This window comes from Sphingomonas glacialis (assembly GCF_014653575.1).
GTDB classification, from domain to species: Bacteria; Pseudomonadota; Alphaproteobacteria; order Sphingomonadales; family Sphingomonadaceae; genus Sphingomonas; species Sphingomonas glacialis.
Genome location: NZ_BNAQ01000004.1, coordinates 185,491 through 202,251 on the forward strand (window position 1 = coordinate 185,491; position 16,761 = coordinate 202,251).

Genomic DNA, 16,761 nt, shown 5'->3' on the forward strand with positions numbered 1-16,761 from the left:
GCGCTTCAAATCGGCGTGCCGCGGGGGTGGTTCGGCGTCGGCGATCGACTCGAGAGCTGGCTCGAGGCCGAGCGCGATCAATTGCCGCTGTGGTTGCCGGTGGCGCTCGGCGCGGGGATCGCGCTGTGGTTCGTGCTGCCCGATCCGGCGGCATGGGAAGCGGCTGGTCTGGTGGCGATCGCGGTGGCGCTCGCCGGGGTCGCGCTGGCGCCGCAGGGGCGTGCGGCGCGGGTCGTCGCGGTTGGCGGGTTTGCGGTTGCGATCGGGCTCGGGCTGATCTGGTGGCGCGCCGAGCGCGTGGCACACGTGGTGCTCGCAGAACCGACGATCGCAACCTTCACTGCACGAGTCGAGCGGATCGAGCCGCTTGCGGCGCGCGACGTGGTGCGGTTGCGGCTGGCCCCGCTGCACGTGCTGGCGGTGCCCGCGACGCGCGGGCCGGTTCGGCCGTTGCCGACGCTGCCAGCGCATATTCGCGTCAATCTCGTCGATGCCGACGTTCCCGTGGGACTGGTGCCGGGGGCGACGCTGCGGCTCTCGGCGCGGCTGATGCCGCCGCCGCCGCCAGGCGTGCCCGGCGCGTACGACTATGCGCGGACCGCCTGGTTCGACGCGATCGGCGCGACCGGGCGTGGCTTTGCGCCGATCACGATCCTCGCTGGCGGTGGGACAGGCGGCGGCGGCCTGCGGCAGCGCCTATCGCAGCATATCCAGGCGAGCGCTGGCGGGGGCGGGGTGGGCGGCATCGCCGCATCGCTCGCGACCGGGGATCAGGGCGGGATCCCGCTCGCCGACAATGAGGCGATGCGCCGATCGGGGCTCGCGCATTTGCTGTCGGTGAGCGGTCTGCATATCACCGCGGCGGTCGGCGCGGTGATGTTGCTGGTCGGGCGCTTGCTCGCGCTCAGCCCGTGGGTCGCGCTGAAGACGCGCGTTCCGTTGATCGCGGCGGGCGCGGGGGCGCTTGCGGCGATCGGCTACACGCTGCTGACCGGGGCCGAGGTGCCGACGATCCGCTCGTGCGTCGCGGCGTTGCTCGTGCTGGTCGCGCTGGCGCTGGGCCGGCAGGCGCTGACGCTGCGGCTGGTCGCGGCGGGGGCGATCGTGGTGCTGTTGCTGTACCCCGAGGCGCTCGCCGGGCCGAGTTTTCAGTTGTCGTTCGCGGCGGTCGCGGCGATCGTCTCGCTCAACGAACATCCGCAATTGCGCGCGTGGTTCGGGCCGCGCGAGCAGACGCGGGTGGCAAGGATCGCGCGTGAACTGGCGTCGCTGCTGCTGACCGGGATCGTCGTCGAGCTCGCTTTGCTGCCGATCGCGCTGTTCCACTTCCACAAAGCGGGCATTTACGGCGCGGTCGCCAATATCGTCGCGATCCCGCTGACGACGTTCGTGACGATGCCGTGCGAGGCGCTGGCGTTGCTGTTCGATACGGTGGGGGCGGGGCTGCCGTTCTGGTGGCTGACGGCGCGCTCGCTCGATCTGCTGTTGTGGATTGCGCATACGACGGCGGCGGTGCCGGGCTCGGTCGCGCCACTTCCGGCGATGCCGGGCGCCGCTTACGCGCTGATGGTGGTAGGCGGATTGTGGATCGGCCTGTGGCGCACGCGCTGGCGGCGGCTGGGGGCGCTGCCGCTTGGGATCGGCTTAACATGGGCGCTGCTGACCCCGGCGCCCGATCTGATCGTCACCGGAGACGGTCGGCATGTCGCGATCCGGACCTCGGCGGGCGACGTCGCTTTGCTGCGCGACCGGACCGGGGACTACACCGCCGACATGCTTGCCGAGAATGGCGGGATCGCTGCGCTCCCGGTGCTGATGTCCGAGCAGCACGAGGCGCGCTGCAGCCGCGACCTCTGCCTGATGACGCGGACCGTGGCGGGACGACAGTGGCGCATCCTGGCGACGCGCAGCGCGTATCACGTCCCGACGCTCGACCTCGTCGCGGCGTGTGCTGGCGCCGACATCGTGATCAGCGAGCGTCGCTTGCCGCGCCGTTGCGTGCCGCACTGGCTGCGGCTCGACCGCGAGACGCTGGCGCAAACCGGCGGCGTCGCGATCGCTCTGGCATCGCATTCGGTGCGGACCGTTCGCCATCCGGGCGACCGGCATCCGTGGATCGCTGCGCCGGAGGGCGACGCTGGTCGGCGGCGGTGGGCTGGCGGGATGCGTTGGCGCTCGCGACCGCCGGGGAAGGGTGGGACCGCCGTGATGGACAGGAAGTGATTGGGCGGGGTGTCCTTGCGGCTCTTCCCCAGATACCGGAAGATGCTCGGGACGTTACCGCATCTTGGAGCCTGCACGCCGTGGCTGACCAACCGATCACAGGGCCCGCATCGTACTTTCCATCGATCGAGAAGACCTATGGCCGTCCGATCGCAGAGTGGCAGGCGCTGGTGCGCGTGCGTTTGCCGGCAAAACACATGGCGCTCGTCACCATGCTGAAGACCGAGCATGGCATGGGCCACGGCCATGCCAACGCGATCGTCGCGCACACCCTTGCCGAGCACAAAGACTGAGCCGCTCGATCGCTCGCCGCGCGACCATCAAGCGCGACGGTCGATCACGCCGACCGTGGCTCAGTCGTACCGGCGCAACAGCCCGGCGAGCTTGCCCTGCACGCGCACTTGGGCTGGGGCATAACGCTGCGGGTCGTAGGCACGGTTGGCCGGATCGAGCCGCACCATCGCACCTTCGCGGCGGAAGAATTTGAGCGTCGCCTCGCTCTCTTCGATCAAAGCCACGACGATCTCGCCGTCGCGCGCGACATCCTGGCGCTTGATCAGCGCATAGTCGCCATCGAGAATGCCCGCCTCGACCATCGAATCGCCCGACACCTCGAGCGCATAATGCTCGCCATTGCCGAGCAACGCCGCGGGAACCGAGAGCATCGACGCGCCCTCGAACGCCTCGATCGGGACGCCTGCCGCAATCCGGCCGTGCAGCGGGATTTCGATCACGTCGTTGGCAGGCTGTGGTGCTGCGCGTGGAACGGCGGCGGGGGCCGCCTTGGTCGGGGTCTTGATCCCACGCTCGGGCATCTTGAGCACTTCGAGCGCCCGCGCGCGGTTGGGCAGGCGGCGGATGAACTGGCGTTCCTCGAGCGCGCTGATCAAGCGATGGACGCCCGACTTCGACTTGAGGTCGAGCGCTTCCTTCATTTCCTCGAAGGACGGCGATACCCCGGTCTCGTCGAGCCGGTCGTTGATGAAGCAGATCAACTCATGCTGCTTGCGGGTAAGCATCGCGCGGCCCTTTCGTCGGAACAGACGACGAACCTATACGGAACGAAAAATCGTCCGTCAAGCGATGCTGTCACCGTCCGGCGCAGATATCCTGCGAGTCGCTGGTCGCACTTCCCGCGATGCCGCGGAGCTTTTCGATACATGCGTCATGGTCAATGTTGGTGCCCTGCAGCCCCCCGCGAAACGCGCTGGCCAGCGCGAGCCCGACATTGTGGAAGGGTTCGCCGATCCGGCGATCGACGCGCCGCGGCGGCGGGGTGCCGTAATCGGGCGTCGGGGCGGGCGGCGGGGTGCCGATCGCGCTGACCGGGAGCGCGAGCGCGGCGCTATGGCCTGCCGAAATCAGCGTGTGGAAGTGCGTGCGCACCGCTTCGGTTGCGTTCACGAGCAGCCGCCCGATCTGGGCGTCATCCGCGTCGGCCGCGGCGCCGGCGCGGGGTGCGCCATGGTCCAGCCGCCGAATTCGTGGGGGCGAATATGGCGGTGCTGGAGGACGGTCGGCGCATGATGACGCGGGTCGGCGAGGATGCGGGCGAACGTCGCCATGACGCTCACGCGCGAACGCTCGAGCACTTGCAGGAAGCTGCGACCATCCGACCATCGCAGCCCGGTGATCCTGTCGAGCGCGGTATTATGCCGCGATTGTTCGCGGATGCCGGCGAGGTCGGCCGTGACGCTCGAAACGGTGTTCCCGCTGACATAAAGGATTCGCCGCATGCCCTTGTGTCCTTCTCGTGAGGGCCGGGGCTAGGGGCGTGTCGGCAGCCTGTCGTTGCGGTGGATCGTGTATTCGTATCGTATCCTGAATCAGGTGCGCACTGTCGCTGATGATCGCGCCGTGGTCGGCGTCGTGCAGGCCCCGGTGCAACTCGAAAGCCACAGCCAGCCGACAAAGCAGACGTGGCGGCACACCTGTCATAATCGCGTCACAATACCGACCTAGCCGCGCGGTGGGGGTCACACCGCACCACGCAGGAGCGCGGACGCGTCGCCGCGCAGGACAACAAGTCCGCTGCGGCGAACGGTGTGGGCAGCCTATTTCATCTATCGGGGGAACATCATGTCCAAGTCACACGCCGCCAAGGCGCTCCTTCTGCTCGGTACCGCGTTCGGCGCGATCGCCAGCACCGGTTCGGCCAGCGCGCAGGACGCAGCAGCGCCCGTCGCCGCGGTTCAGGCCGCGCCAGAGAGCGACAGCCTCGGCGACATCGTCGTCACCGCGCAGCGCCGCAGCGAAAACCTGCAGAAGGTACCCGTCTCGGTCGGCGTGCTGTCGGGTGCCGATCTGCGCACCTACACTTCGGGCGGCAGCGACACGCTGCTCGAACTCGCCAACCGCGTGCCCGGCCTCTACGCCGAGACGACGACCGGCAAGATCTTCCCGCGCTTCTACATCCGCGGTCTCGGCAACATCGATTTCTACCTCGGCGCATCGCAGCCGGTGTCGATCATCCAGGACGAGGTCGTGCTCGAGCATGTCGTGCTCAAGTCGAACCCGGTCTATGACGTCAACCAGATCGAAGTGCTGCGCGGGCCGCAGGGCACGCTGTTCGGCCGCAACACCACCGCCGGCATCATCAAGTTCGACACCAACCGCCCGACCAACGAGTTCACCGGCCGCGCGACTGCGTCGTATGGCAGCTACAACACCGTCAGCGTCGATGCCGGCGTCGGCGGGCCAATCGTCAAGGACGTGCTGAGCTTCCGCGTGTCGGGCCTGTACCAGCGCCGCGACAACTGGATCGACAACACCTATACCGGCCCGAGCGACGACGGCACCGTCGGCGGCAAGGACAAGCTCGGCGGCTTCGAAGAGAAGGACATCCGCGTCCAGCTGATGCTGACCCCGCCCGAGACCGGCTTCACCGGCCTGGTTTCGGCGCATGCGCGTGATTATTCGGGCACCTCGACGATCTTCCACCGCGGCGCGATCCTGCGCGGCAGCAACGACGTCAGCGCGGCACCGCGCGCCAGCGTCGCGCTCGATGAGGGCGGCGGTAACCGTCAGGCGTACAAGACCTATGGCGGCTCGTTCAACGCGAAGAACGATTTCGGCGCGGTCACGCTGACCTCGATCACCGCATACGAGACGACCAAGGGCTATAGCCGCGGCGACACCGACGGTGGTGCCGCGAGCAACTTTGCGGGCGGTAAGTTCTACGGCGAGAGCCAGGGCCGCGTGCGCGATCTCGACCAGCTGAGCGAGGAAGTTCGCCTCGCCAGCAACGGCACGGGCCGCTTCAAGTGGCAGATCGGCGGGATCTACTTCGAATCGCGCGACACGACCGAGTTCGACCAGCGCGGCTTCTTCCTGCTCAACAACTCGTTCGGCACCAATCCCAACCCGAACAACTTCGTCGTGCTGCGCAACACCAACACGTCGTATGCGGGCTTCGGCCAGGCGAGCTATCAGATCCTCCCCAAGCTGACGCTGACCGGCGGCGTGCGCGTGACCTATGACGAGAAGAAGACGCGCCTCGTCACCCCGCCGCGCACCGCAGCGGGCGTGTCGACCTTCCCGGCGACCGCGGCGACCAACGTCCGCCTCGCCGACACGCAGCCGAGCTGGGAAGCGAGCCTCAACTATGCGGTCGATCCCGACGTCAACGTGTTCGCGCGCGTCTCGCACGGCTTCCGCGGGCCGACGATCCAGGGCCGCAACGCGGTGTTCAGCTCGGCGTTCGTGACCGCAGGGTCGGAGACGATCACGTCGTACGAGGCAGGCTTCAAGTCGAACCTGTTCGGCAACACGCTGCGCTTCAACGCGACGGGCTTCTACTACAAGGTCCACAACATCCAGCTGAACGGCAACGATGCCAACAACAACGGACTGCTGTTCAACGCCAACCAGGCGCAGGCGTGGGGCGGCGAGGCCGAGCTGACGTGGCGCCCGGTGCGCGACTTCACGCTGGGTCTGGGGGGCAGCGTGCTGCACACCGAGATCAACGATACGCGCGTCTATACCCCGGCGTGCTTCCTCAACGGGGCGCTGACCTGCACCGTGCTCAACCCGACGATCGCGATCCGCAACGCCGCAGGGGTTACGACCGCCACGCTCGCGCAGATCAACGGCAACGCGCTCCCCAACGCGCCGAAGTATCAGCTCGACGCGAACGCACGCTACGACTTCCCGCTCGGCAATGGCGGCAAGCTGTTCGTCGGCGGCGACGTGACGCTGCAGGGCTACACCAGCTTCGTGCCGTACAAGACGGTCGAATATACGTCGAAGGGCACGTTCGAGGCTGGGCTCAAGGCGGGCTATACCGGTCCCGACAGCAAGTATGAGCTGGCGGTGTTCGTGCGCAACCTGACCAATGAGAAGAACCTCAAGGGCGTGCTCGACAACTATAATGCCGCGGTGTTCAACGACCCGCGGATCATCGGCGTGACGCTTAGCGGCAAGTTCTGATGCGGTGAGGGCGGGGCGCTGTAGCGGCCCGCCCTTACGATCCGGACTCATCCCCGTCATCCTCGCGAAAGCGAGGATCCCGCTTCTTCTGCTGGTATCCGGGCAAGGCAGCGCGATCCCCGCTTTCGCGGGGATGACGAAGGTTTGGTCAGACGTCTAAGCCGGGGCCGCCCGGCGAAGCGGTGTCGCCCGACCGCTCAGCCGACCAGCGTGCGCGTCGCGGCTTCGACGTCCTGCTGGCGCATCAGCGCCTCGCCGATCAGGAAGCAGCGGATGCCGTGCTCGGCCATCGCGTCGAGATCGGCGCGCGTCGTCAGGCCGCTCTCGGCGACGAAGGTGCAGTCCTTGGGCGCTTTCGACACCAGCTCGTAGGTCCGCGCGAAATCGACGGTGAAATCGCGCAGGTTTCGGTTGTTGACGCCGATCAGCCGCGACTTGAGCTTGAGCGCGCGCTCCATCTCGGCCTGCGAATGGACTTCGACGAGCACGTCCATCCCGCATTCGATCGCGCTCGCCTCGATCTCGGCGAGCGTCACGTCATCGAGCGCCGACATGATCAGCAGGATCGCGTCGGCACCGAGCCCACGCGATTCAGGGACCTGCCACGGATCGACCATGAAATCCTTGCGCAGCACCGGCAGGTCGCACACGCCGCGCGCGGCGGTCAGGAAGCCGTCCGCCCCCTGGAACCAGGCTTCGTCGGTCAGCACCGACAGGCAGGTCGCGCCGCCCGCCTGATAGGCGAGCGCATGCGCCGGAGGATCGAAATCCTCGCGGATGAGGCCCTTTGACGGGCTCGCTTTCTTGATCTCGGCGACCAGCGCGTAGCCGCCCTCGGCCGCGCGCGCGTCGAGCGCGGCGCGGAAGCCGCGGGGCGGCGACTGGCCGGCGATCCGCGCGTCGAGTTCGCTCAGCGCGGTCGTCGCCTTGCGCGCGGCGACGTCGGCGCGCTTGGTTTCGAGGATACGGTTCAGAATATCGGTCATGAGTAAGCGATCCAACGATCGAGCAAGGCGTTCGCCGAACCGCTGTCGAGCGCTTCGGCAGCGATGGCTACGCCTTCGGGAAGGGTTTGCGCGGTCCCCGCGACGATCAGCGCGGCGGCGGCGTTGAGCAGCACGGCGTCGCGATACGCGCCATGCTCGCCGGTGAGAAGGCGGCGCAGCGCGGCGGCGTTGTGCGCGGCATCGCCGCCGCGGATCGCGCTGACCGGGTGGCGCGGCAGGCCGGCATCATCGGGCGTGATGGTGTCCGGAAGGTCGATCTCGCCGACCGCGACCGCGATGCTCGGGCCAGCGCTCGACAGTTCGTCGAGCCCTTCCTCGCCAGAGACGACGAGCGCCGCCTCGGTACCGAGCTGCTCGAGCGCGGCGGCATAGGTCGCGGCATAATCGGGGCGGGCGATGCCGATCAGCTGGCGCGTGACGCCCGCCGGATTGGCGAGCGGTCCCATCAGGTTGAAGATGGTGCGGCGGCCGAGCGCCTGGCGGATCGGGGTGATGCGCTTCATTGCCGGGTGGTGGTTGGCGGCGAACAGGAAGGCGATGCCGATATCGTTGAGGCTCGCCTCGGCGTTGAGACCGGCGCGGTGCATGTCGAGCCCCAAAGCCTCGAGCGTATCGGCGGCGCCGGACTTGGAGGAGGCCGCACGGTTGCCGTGCTTGGCGACGGGCACGCCGGTGCTCGCGACGACGATCGACACCGCGGTCGAGACGTTGAGCGTGTGGTGGCCGTCTCCGCCGGTGCCGCAAACGTCGAGCGCGCCGGCGGGGGCCGCGATCGGCAGCATCCGGTCGCGCAGCGCGCGTGCGGCCGCGGCGATTTCGATGCTGGTCTCGCCGCGTTCGGTCAGCCCGATCAGGAAGCTCGCGATCGCCGCATCGGGGACGTGGCCGTCGAGCAGGTCGGCGAACGCTTGCGCTGCGGACTCCCGGCTCAGCGGGGAGGACGGGTCGGGGAGGAGGGCGAGGGTCGTCAAATTCCCCTCCCGCTTGCGGGAGGGGTTAGGGGAGGGGAGTCCGTCCCGTGCATCTCGAACAGGCCCTCCCCCGGCCCCTCCCGCAAGCGGGAGGGGAGGATCATACCCGCATCCGCCAGGAAATTGCCGAGCAATGCGTGACCATGCTCGGTCGCGATGCTCTCGGGATGGAACTGCACGCCGTGGATCGGCAGCGTGACGTGGCGTACGCCCATCACCGAGCCGTCGTCCGCGCGCGCATTCACCACCAGCGCATCGGGCAGATCCTCGACGATCAACGAATGATAGCGCGTCGCGGTGAAGGGCGAGGGGAGGCCGGCGAACACGCCCGACCCGTCATGCGTCACGGGCGACGTCTTGCCGTGCATCAGCCCGCCGCGCACCACGCTGCCGCCGAAATGCTGGCCGATCGCCTGATGCCCGAGGCATACGCCGAGCAGCGGCCGTCCCGCGTCGGCGCACGCTGCAACCAGATCGAGCGACACGCCCGCCTCGGTCGGCGTCTTTGGGCCGGGGGAAATGAGAAATCCGGTGGCGTTGCTCGCGAGCGCATCCGCCGCGGTGATCGCGTCGTTGCGCACGACCTTCACCTCGGCGCCAAGCTCCATCAGATAATGGACGAGGTTCCAGGTGAAGCTGTCATAATTGTCGATGACGAGGATCTGTGCACGGATCATAGCGCGCCGCTACCGCTTTTGTGGTGTAGCGACAATGATCGAATGTGTGCGTTCAGCTTGGATCAAGCTGGCCTGGCAGACGTTGTTGATCCTCGAGGAGATTTTTCACCATGCTGCGCCCCTTTGCCATCGCCTTGACGCTGGCCGTCCTACCCATGTCGAGTTTCGCGCAGACCGCGGACCAGAACGACGCCGCCGCCAAGCAGGCCGAGTCTGGGAAGCCCCCGCTGCGCATACGCTCGATCACGCTGACGGGGAACCAGGCGTGCCCCAAGTCGACCAATCCCGATGCCGAGATCGTGGTATGCGCGCGCCAGGGCGAGCCGTATCGTATCCCGAAAGAACTGCGCAACGACAAGCCGATCCCGGCGCAGAACCAGAGCTGGGCCAATCGCGTCGCAGTCGCCGATGAGGTCGGCCGTCGTGCAGCTGGGCTGCCGGACACATGCTCGCCGACGGGGTCGGGCGGCCAGACCGGCTGCGCGATGATGCGCGCGCAGCAATATGCCGCCGAAAAGGCCGAAGCCAAGCGTCAGGCGGCAGCGATCCCGTGATCGCCGCCGGATGATTACTGCCCGAAACTGACCTCCGCCGCGCGCGCGATCGCCTCGCGCGCGGCGGCGAGCAGCGCGCCGGCCTTGGCCTCGCACTCGCGTTGCTCATATTCGGCGACGCTGTCCGCAACGATCCCGGCGCCGGCCTGGACGTGCATCGTGCCGTCCTTGACCACTGCGGTGCGCAGCACGATGCATGAATCCATCGATCCGTCCGGCGAGAAATAGCCGACGCCGCCGGCATACGCCCCGCGCACCGCATCCTCGAGCTCGGCGATGATCTCGCACGCGCGCACCTTCGGCGCGCCGCTGACGGTGCCTGCGGGGAAGCCGGCGAGCAGCGCATCGATCGCGTCATGCTCTGGCGACAGTCGGCCGACGACGTTCGACACGATGTGCATCACATGGCTGTAGAATTCGGTGGTGTAGCTCGCAGTGACCGTGACGCTGCCCGACTCGGCGACGCGGCCGACATCGTTGCGACCGAGATCGAGCAGCATCAGATGCTCGGCACGCTCCTTGGGGTCGGCGAGCAGGCCGACGCGGTTGGCTTCGTCCTCGGCGGCGGTCTTGCCGCGGGGGCGCGTGCCCGCGATCGGGCGGATCGTCACTTCGCCGTCGCGCACGCGGACGAGGATCTCGGGGCTCGAGCCGGTCAGCGCGAAGCCTGGCAGGTCGAGGTGATAGAGGAACGGCGACGGGTTGATCCGCCGCAGCGCGCGATAGAGCTCGAACGGCGGCAGCGTGAACGGCGCGGTGAAGCGCTGGGCGAGCACCACCTGGAAGATGTCGCCCGCGACGATATAGTCCTTCGCCGCTGCGACCATCTCGGCGTAACGTCCCGGCGCGAGCGTCGGCGTCAGCGCGATCTCCTGCGCGGCGGGGGCGCGCACAGGGGCGGGGAGCTGGGCCGTGGCGAGCCGCGCAGCGGTCGCCTCGATCCGCTCGCTGCCCTCGGCGACGATCGCCTCGGGCGTGCGCTTGGCATCGGGCCAGACCGGGGCGACGAGGAACAGCGCATCGGCGAGCCGATCGAAGATCAGGATCACCGTCGGACGCACGAACATCATGTCGGGCAGGCCGAGCGCGTCGTTGGCGGGGCGTGGGAGCCGCTCGACCAGCCCGATCGTCTCATAGCCGAAATAGCCGACGAGGCAGGCGAGCGCGCGCGGCAACTCGGCCGGCACGTTCATCCGGCACAACGCGACGAGCGCGCGCAAAGCGTCGAGCGTCGGCGCGTCGCACGGCGCGAAGGCGTCGCGGTCGGTCAGCCAATGCGGGTTGATCGCGGCCTCGGCACCGTGCGCGCGGAACACCAGGTCGGGGGCGAGCCCGATCAGGCTGTGCCGCCCGCGCGTCTCGCCACCCTCGACCGATTCGAGCAGGAAGTCGCCGCGGCCGGGCTCGATCAGCTTGAGGGCGGCGGCGACCGGCGTCTCGGTGTCGGCGACCTGGCGCTGCCACAGCAGCGCGGGCTTGCCCGCCGCCAGCGCGGCGCGGGCTGCGACCCGGTCGGCGCGATCAGGGCTGCTGGTCATCTGCGCTCACGCCGCCCATCAATTGCGCCTTGAGCTTGGCGATCGCCAAGGCATTGCGCTTGGTGCCGACGGCGTTCTGCACCGCCTTGCCGAACTGCGCGACATATTCGCGACCGATCACGCTGCCGATATCGCTCTGCGTTCCCGCGATGACCTTGGGATTGGCGCTCGCGTCGCCCGGCGTGATCGTGTCGAGATGGACGATCAGATAGCCCGCATTGTTGGGCGCCTCGAGCAATTTGGTCGTCTTCGCCGGCATCGCGAAGAGCATCTGCAGCGGCGCCGAGACCGCGCGCGGATCGGCGAGCAACTGCGCACGCGGACCTGCGATCGGGCGGAGCGGCGGCAGCTTGAGCTTGGTCGCGGCGAAGGCTTGTGCCAGCGGCATGCCCTTATTGGCTGCGGCGACGACACCCGCGGCGATCTGGCGGACCGCCTTCTGCGCGCGCGCCAGCTCGAAGTCGCGGATCACGAGATCGCGGATCTGCGCGAGCGGGCGCGGTGCGGCCGGGACGATCTTGTCGAGCGTGACCAGCGCGAAGCTGCCGTCCTGGCCGAGCGGCACCGTCTGCGGCGAATCGCCGGAATGCGAGGCGAACGCTGCGGTGAGGATCGGCGCGATCGCAGGATCGGGCTTGGCGGTCGGGTTGGCGATATCCTGGCCGCTCGCGAGCAGCGCCGGCGTCGTCTGCACGGCCAGCTTCTGCTGCGCGACGATCCCGTCGAAGCTCGTCTTCGACAGCGTATCCTCGAACGCGTTGCGCTTGTCGGTGAGCAGCTTGGCGGTCTTCTGGGTTGCGAGCGTCTTGGTCAGCTCTGGCGTCGCGGCGGCGAGCGTCGTCGCGGCACGAACGCGCTGGCTCTCGACCTTGAGCACGATGAAGCCGAGCGGCGCGCGCAGCGGCCCTGCGACGTCGCCCGCCTTGCTACCGAACGCCGCGTTCGCGATCGCCGGCGAGGTCTGCGCGGCATAATCCGCCTTGGTCGTATCGGTGAGCGTCACCGGCTCGAGCCCGGCGGCCTTTGCCGCCTGTGCAATCGGGGTACCGGCGCGGACCTTGGCGGCGAGCGCGTTGGCGGCGGTCTGGTCGGCGACGACGACCTGGACGATCGTGCGCAGATCGGCGGCGGCATATTTGCCCGACTGTGCCTGGTAGGCAGCGGCGATCTCGGCTGCGGTCGGCGTCGCAGCGGCAGCAACGGCGGCGGCGTTGACGAGCGCATAGCGCACGACGCGGCGCTCGGGCACGCGGTAGCGCGAGGCGTTGCGCGTGTAATAGGTGTTCAGCTCGGCATCGGTCGGCACGGCGCCGGCGGGCACCGCCTGCGACGGGATGAAGCCGATCGTGCCGGCGCGCTTCTCGAGCAGTAAGCTCGCATAGGGAAGCGCGAGCTGGAGCGGGACTTGGTTGGCCTTGAGCGGCGACTGCCACAATTGCTTGACGAGGATCTGGTCGGTGGTCTGCAGCCGGACGTCGGCGTCGGTCATGCCGATCTGGCGCAGCACGCCTTCATACTTCTCCTGGCTGAACTTGCCGTCGAGCCCCGAAAGCCCAGGCTGCGCGGCGATCACCGCATCGACTGCGGGCTTGCCGACGACCATGCCCTGCGCCTGCGCGTACTGGCGATAGGCGGTCGAATCGATCAGCCGCTCGAGCGTCGCGTCGAACCCGCCGCCCGCGACGAACTGCGCCATGTCGAGCGTCGGGTTCTGCTGGCGATAGCCGTCCATGTCGCGCTGAACGGCAGTCTGCAGCTCGCTGACCGAGATCGTCTTCTTGCCGACGGTGGCGACGATATCGCCCTTTGCGACGGGATTGGCGCTGCCCGACAGGCCGGCGCGGTCCCCCAGCACGAATGCCAGGCCGAGCAACGCGACGAAGCCGAGCGCGATCGCGCCTCCGAACCGGTGGGCAATCATTCGGCGGAAAAAGCTGAGCATGGTCGGAAACGGCCAATCTGTCTGGAGCGTGGTGCCGCTGCTTTAGGGGGCAGGCGAGGTCGCATCAACCCAGGCGGTTGGACTTGTGCCGCGCGCACGCTTCGGTATCGCTGTCGCGCAACGATCAAAACGGGAGAGACGCAGGATGGCGCGACGCAAGCTGGTGGCAGGCAATTGGAAGATGAACGGCAACCGTGCCGCCTTGGCCGAACTGGTCCTGATCGCCGAGGCGGCGCGCGCGGCGCCCGGGGTCGACGTGTCGATCGCGCTGCCCGCGACGCTGATCGCGCCCGCGGTGGCGCTGGTGCCTGGCTTCGCGTTCGGTGGCGAGGATGTCCATGCCGCCGAAAGCGGCGCGCATACCGGCTGCCTGTCGGCGTCGATGCTCGCCGAGGCGGGGGCCAGCTTTACGATCGTCGGGCATAGCGAACGCCGCGCCGACCAGGGCGAGACGAGCCAGGACGCCTGGGCCAAGGCGAGCGCGGCGCACCGTCACGGGCTCGGCGTGATCCTGTGCGTTGGCGAGACCGATGCCGAGCGCGATGCCGGCCGTGCCGCGCGCGTCGTCCAGGCGCAGATCGAGAAGTCGGTCCCCGATCTCGCGACGGGCGACTGGCTGACGATCGCGTACGAACCGCGCTGGGCGATCGGCACGGGGCGCACCCCGACGCTCGACGAGATCGGCGAAGTCCACGCGATCGCTCGCGCCAAGCTGCGTACGCTGGTCGGCGATGCCGCCGACGGGATCCGCATCCTCTATGGCGGATCGGTGACGGGCGCGAATGCGGCGGCGATCCTCGAGACCGAGGATGTCGACGGCGCGCTGGTCGGCGGCGCGAGCCTCACGGCGGCGAAGTTCGTGCCGATTATCGAAGCGGCGTAGCGGGACCCTGGGCATGGCGCGGAAGCTCAAGGTCTTCGTCGTGCCGGCCGGGTTCCATGACGCCTATGTCGCAGCGCCGAGCCGCAAGGCCGCGCTTGCGGCGTGGGGAAGCGAGCACGACCTGTTCGCGCGCGGGATCGCGCAGGAAGTGAGCGATCCCGCATTGATGGCCGAGCCGCTGGCGCATCCGGGCGAGGTGATCAAGCGTTCGCGCGGGACGAGCGCCGAGCAGATCGCGGCGTTGCCGGCGCTACCGGCGCGGGCGGCGAAGGCGGCGGAGGATGTGCCGGCCGAGCGCGCCAAGGTTCGTCGGGGCGGGGCCAAGCGCGCGGCGTCGGCTCCGCGCAAAGCTGACCCCAAACCCGAACCACCGCCCAAGCCCTCGAGCGAAGCGCTTGCCGCCGCCGAGCAGGCGCTGGCCGATCTCGAAGGCAGCTACCGCGCCGCCGACGCCAAGCTCGTCGCCCGCCAACGCGCGCTCGACCGCGAGCGGCGCGATCTCGACTCACAGCACGACCGCGAGAGCAAGGCGCTGAGCACAGCGCTCGCGGCCGAGCGCGACCGTTACGACACGGCGATGGCGCGCTGGCGGAAGGGGCGGGGCGCTGGCTGATCGTTTAAGGCGCGGCGCCGGGCGGTTGACTCGATTGACCCCAAGACGCGGTGTTTACAATCGCGATCGTTTCCGTTTTCGTGCTAATGCAGTCCTGCCGGTCCGACGATGTCAAAGAGCGAAACAGTCTATATCATAACCGCCGACATGTAGGACAGCGTCATGGGTAATGGTGACCCGATACCGACGTCAGGAGCGCGGTTTTCCGCGCGGCGGGCCGATGATATACGGCGCACACGCGAAGGCGGGGTTGCAGTCCGTGGGCAGCCGTCCGCGCTTGTCGGGAAACACCAGGACCAAGGCAACGTAAGGGGGCTTCTTCGACTCCCGCACCTTTAGCCGATCCTCTGCGGTCAGGCGGTAGAGGGAGGTCGCGCCAAGGGCGGACGACCGGACCTCCTGACGATGGGGTTCGACCGCTTCGATCGTGCAGCCCGTGAGCGTCCCCCGCGCAGCGACCTTGCAATACACCATGGCGCGCGCGCCGCCGGTGATATGCGCTGCTGGCATCGCTGCGATCTGTTTCGCCGTCGGCTGCACCGCCCAATGCGCCTGCTCGGTTTCCGGTCCAGATCGCGGTCGCGACGAGCGATAGACGGAGAGCGTCGTATATGGGTGCGCGATCAACCCCATCGTCGCGACCGAGAATTGGAGCAGGAGCGATGCCGCCATCAGCATGGGCCGTAATCCCGACTGCGAGTCATTTTCCGACGGTCCTTTCGATCGAGAGCTTCGCCCATTTCAACGGGGCGCGCCAGCGATACCAGTGCAATCACCGTCCGGCCGATCCCGCCGCCGGCGGGACCCGTTGCATCCGCTTCCTCGCCAGCGCCTGCGCGATCACCGTCACCAGCAGGGACAGGCTGGCTGCCGCGATCTGTCGGGTTGGCGCTTCGCGAGCGCGACCCCCGGTCCCGACGCGTCGACGCCCGCGTTCTGACGCAAAAGGGGATCGGCGGAAATCGATCAATCACAGTCGTTCGATCAAGCCCAACGATGCCAGAAAGCAGTCGGTATGATTGCCCCGATTGCCAAGAATGGCATCGATTTGAAAACAAGAAACGAGACGACCTCGATTGCCCATTGCCATAGCTGCGATACTCCACAGAACGGAGTTCTAGAATGAAACTGATCGACGGTAAGGTCGCCATCATCACCGGCGCGAGTTCGGGAATCGGGAAAGCTGCTGCCCTGTTGTTTGCAGCGAACGGTGCAGCGGTGGTTCTGGTTGCCCGTCGACAAGATCCTCTAGATCAGTTGGTTCGGACGATCGAGGAACGGGGTGGCCGAGCGCTTGCGGTCGTTGGAGATGTAAAAGAGGAGCGGACGCATCAGCAGGCTCTCGCTGCCGCGCAATCGACGTTTGGCGGATTGCACATCGCCTTTAACAACGCGGGTCTGGTTGGTGCCGTGAAACCGCTCGCCGAGATACAGCCCTCGGAATGGGCGGAGGTGCTGGCAGTCAATCTTACCGCAGCATTTCTCGGAGCCCGCGCGCAAATTCCGACGATGCTGGAGCAGGGAGCGGGTGCTATTGTGTTTACGGGCAGCTTCGTCGGGAACAGCGCGGGACTGCCGGGCATGAGTGCCTATGCGACAGCAAAAGCCGGGCTGATGGGATTGGTTCGCGGCATAGCTGCGGATTATGGCGCAGTCGGCATCCGTGCGAACGCTCTCTTGCCGGGTGGCACCGCGACCGAGATGGCAGGTGACGCTGCCCAGCGCGAATGGGCGGCGGGCCTTCATGCGATGAAGCGGATTGCTGACCCTGACGAAATAGCCAACGCGGCATTGTTTCTGGCAAGCGATATGGCAAGCTTCGTTACGGGCTCCGCTTTGTGGGCCGATGGCGGTAACGCCGCGGTAAAAACCTGAAGATCTTGGAGCAGTCCGCTTTCGGTTTGAACCGGCTGAAAGCGGACCCT

15 protein-coding genes and 1 pseudogene are annotated in these 16,761 nt (G+C 67.8%); 7 read left to right on the forward strand and 9 right to left on the reverse strand.

Annotated features, from left to right (window positions below; genetic code table 11):
- The first annotated feature begins 15 nt into the window (after nucleotides 1-15).
- Entirely contained in the window at nucleotides 16-2,223 is a 2,208-nt protein-coding gene (locus IE187_RS14260; protein ID WP_229839438.1) for a ComEC/Rec2 family competence protein, read from the forward strand.
- 80 nt (nucleotides 2,224-2,303) lie between these two features.
- Nucleotides 2,304-2,516, forward strand: coding sequence for a DUF4287 domain-containing protein (locus IE187_RS14265; RefSeq protein ID WP_189676794.1), 213 nt, complete (start codon nucleotides 2,304-2,306; stop codon nucleotides 2,514-2,516).
- 60 nt (nucleotides 2,517-2,576) lie between these two features.
- On the opposite strand, the gene lexA is transcribed toward IE187_RS14265, so the two are convergent.
- The 3 genes from lexA to IE187_RS14280 form a co-directional block, all read right to left on the reverse strand.
- Entirely contained in the window at nucleotides 2,577-3,242 is a 666-nt protein-coding gene (gene lexA, locus IE187_RS14270) for a transcriptional repressor LexA (protein WP_189676795.1), read from the reverse strand.
- 70 nt (nucleotides 3,243-3,312) lie between these two features.
- Nucleotides 3,313-3,627, reverse strand: a complete 315-nt coding sequence (locus tag IE187_RS14275; RefSeq protein ID WP_189676796.1) for a hypothetical protein — start codon at nucleotides 3,625-3,627, stop codon at nucleotides 3,313-3,315.
- Complete coding sequence (locus IE187_RS14280) at nucleotides 3,624-3,959, reverse strand: BLUF domain-containing protein (protein ID WP_189676797.1); 336 nt, start codon at nucleotides 3,957-3,959, stop codon at nucleotides 3,624-3,626. Before IE187_RS14280 ends, IE187_RS14275 begins: the two co-directional genes overlap by 4 nt.
- A 343-nt stretch (nucleotides 3,960-4,302) precedes the next feature.
- Between IE187_RS14280 and IE187_RS14285 the strand changes: the two genes are divergently transcribed.
- Complete coding sequence (locus IE187_RS14285; protein WP_189676798.1) at nucleotides 4,303-6,651, forward strand: TonB-dependent receptor; 2,349 nt, start codon at nucleotides 4,303-4,305, stop codon at nucleotides 6,649-6,651.
- 197 nt (nucleotides 6,652-6,848) lie between these two features.
- Here IE187_RS14285 and trpC read toward each other — a convergent pair whose 3' ends face one another.
- The 3 genes and pseudogenes from trpC to IE187_RS14300 form a co-directional block, all read right to left on the reverse strand.
- Nucleotides 6,849-7,637: an indole-3-glycerol phosphate synthase TrpC gene (gene trpC / locus IE187_RS14290; protein WP_189676799.1), complete on the reverse strand. Its 789-nt coding sequence runs from the start codon at nucleotides 7,635-7,637 to the stop codon at nucleotides 6,849-6,851.
- Nucleotides 7,634-8,629, reverse strand: a complete 996-nt coding sequence (trpD, locus tag IE187_RS14295; RefSeq protein WP_189676800.1) for an anthranilate phosphoribosyltransferase — start codon at nucleotides 8,627-8,629, stop codon at nucleotides 7,634-7,636. The genes trpC and trpD overlap by 4 nt, the downstream gene beginning before the upstream one ends.
- 86 nt (nucleotides 8,630-8,715) lie before the next feature.
- Nucleotides 8,716-9,306, reverse strand: a pseudogene (locus tag IE187_RS14300) (anthranilate synthase component II); the annotation flags it as partial.
- Between the two features lie 110 nt (nucleotides 9,307-9,416).
- On the opposite strand from IE187_RS14300, the gene IE187_RS14305 reads away from it, so the two are divergent.
- On the forward strand, nucleotides 9,417-9,860 hold the full coding sequence (locus IE187_RS14305) for a hypothetical protein (protein WP_189676801.1): 444 nt from the start codon (nucleotides 9,417-9,419) through the stop codon (nucleotides 9,858-9,860).
- Nucleotides 9,861-9,874: 14 nt separating this feature from the next.
- Here the strand turns inward: IE187_RS14305 and trpE are convergent, their stop codons facing one another.
- Both trpE and IE187_RS14315 read right to left on the reverse strand, forming a co-directional pair.
- The gene (gene trpE, locus IE187_RS14310) at nucleotides 9,875-11,398 is read right to left on the reverse strand and encodes an anthranilate synthase component I (protein WP_189676802.1); all 1,524 of its coding nucleotides are present in this window, start codon (nucleotides 11,396-11,398) and stop codon (nucleotides 9,875-9,877) included.
- The gene (locus IE187_RS14315) at nucleotides 11,382-13,340 is read right to left on the reverse strand and encodes a peptidylprolyl isomerase (protein ID WP_189676803.1); all 1,959 of its coding nucleotides are present in this window, start codon (nucleotides 13,338-13,340) and stop codon (nucleotides 11,382-11,384) included. The genes trpE and IE187_RS14315 overlap by 17 nt, the downstream gene beginning before the upstream one ends.
- A 145-nt stretch (nucleotides 13,341-13,485) precedes the next feature.
- Here IE187_RS14315 and tpiA point away from each other — a divergent pair, with 145 nt between their 5' ends.
- Complete coding sequence (tpiA, locus tag IE187_RS14320; RefSeq protein ID WP_189676804.1) at nucleotides 13,486-14,223, forward strand: triose-phosphate isomerase; 738 nt, start codon at nucleotides 13,486-13,488, stop codon at nucleotides 14,221-14,223.
- 13 nt (nucleotides 14,224-14,236) lie between these two features.
- The gene (locus tag IE187_RS14325) at nucleotides 14,237-14,836 is read left to right on the forward strand and encodes a hypothetical protein (protein WP_189676805.1); all 600 of its coding nucleotides are present in this window, start codon (nucleotides 14,237-14,239) and stop codon (nucleotides 14,834-14,836) included.
- A 189-nt stretch (nucleotides 14,837-15,025) separates the two neighbouring features.
- Here IE187_RS14325 and IE187_RS14330 read toward each other — a convergent pair whose 3' ends face one another.
- Nucleotides 15,026-15,508: a hypothetical protein gene (locus IE187_RS14330; protein ID WP_189676806.1), complete on the reverse strand. Its 483-nt coding sequence runs from the start codon at nucleotides 15,506-15,508 to the stop codon at nucleotides 15,026-15,028.
- 450 nt (nucleotides 15,509-15,958) lie between these two features.
- Here IE187_RS14330 and IE187_RS14335 point away from each other — a divergent pair, with 450 nt between their 5' ends.
- Nucleotides 15,959-16,711, forward strand: coding sequence for an SDR family oxidoreductase (locus IE187_RS14335; protein WP_189676807.1), 753 nt, complete (start codon nucleotides 15,959-15,961; stop codon nucleotides 16,709-16,711).
- Nucleotides 16,712-16,761: the final 50 nt, after the last annotated feature.

Excerpts from the sequence above, each read along its gene's own strand:
- IE187_RS14315 (WP_189676803.1), bottom strand. The coding sequence starts at position 13,340 with ATGCTCAGCTTTTTCCGCCGAATGATTGCCCACCGGTTCGGAGGCGCG.
- IE187_RS14285 (WP_189676798.1), top strand. The coding sequence starts at position 4,303 with ATGTCCAAGTCACACGCCGCCAAGGCGCTCCTTCTGCTCGGTACCGCG.
- lexA (WP_189676795.1), bottom strand. The coding sequence starts at position 3,242 with ATGCTTACCCGCAAGCAGCATGAGTTGATCTGCTTCATCAACGACCGG.
- trpE (WP_189676802.1), bottom strand. The coding sequence starts at position 11,398 with ATGACCAGCAGCCCTGATCGCGCCGACCGGGTCGCAGCCCGCGCCGCG.
- IE187_RS14325 (WP_189676805.1), top strand. The coding sequence starts at position 14,237 with ATGGCGCGGAAGCTCAAGGTCTTCGTCGTGCCGGCCGGGTTCCATGAC.
- IE187_RS14330 (WP_189676806.1), bottom strand. The coding sequence starts at position 15,508 with ATGGCGGCATCGCTCCTGCTCCAATTCTCGGTCGCGACGATGGGGTTG.
- IE187_RS14305 (WP_189676801.1), top strand. The coding sequence starts at position 9,417 with ATGCTGCGCCCCTTTGCCATCGCCTTGACGCTGGCCGTCCTACCCATG.
- tpiA (WP_189676804.1), top strand. The coding sequence starts at position 13,486 with ATGGCGCGACGCAAGCTGGTGGCAGGCAATTGGAAGATGAACGGCAAC.
- IE187_RS14335 (WP_189676807.1), top strand. The coding sequence starts at position 15,959 with ATGAAACTGATCGACGGTAAGGTCGCCATCATCACCGGCGCGAGTTCG.
- IE187_RS14280 (WP_189676797.1), bottom strand. The coding sequence starts at position 3,959 with ATGCGGCGAATCCTTTATGTCAGCGGGAACACCGTTTCGAGCGTCACG.
- trpC (WP_189676799.1), bottom strand. The coding sequence starts at position 7,637 with ATGACCGATATTCTGAACCGTATCCTCGAAACCAAGCGCGCCGACGTC.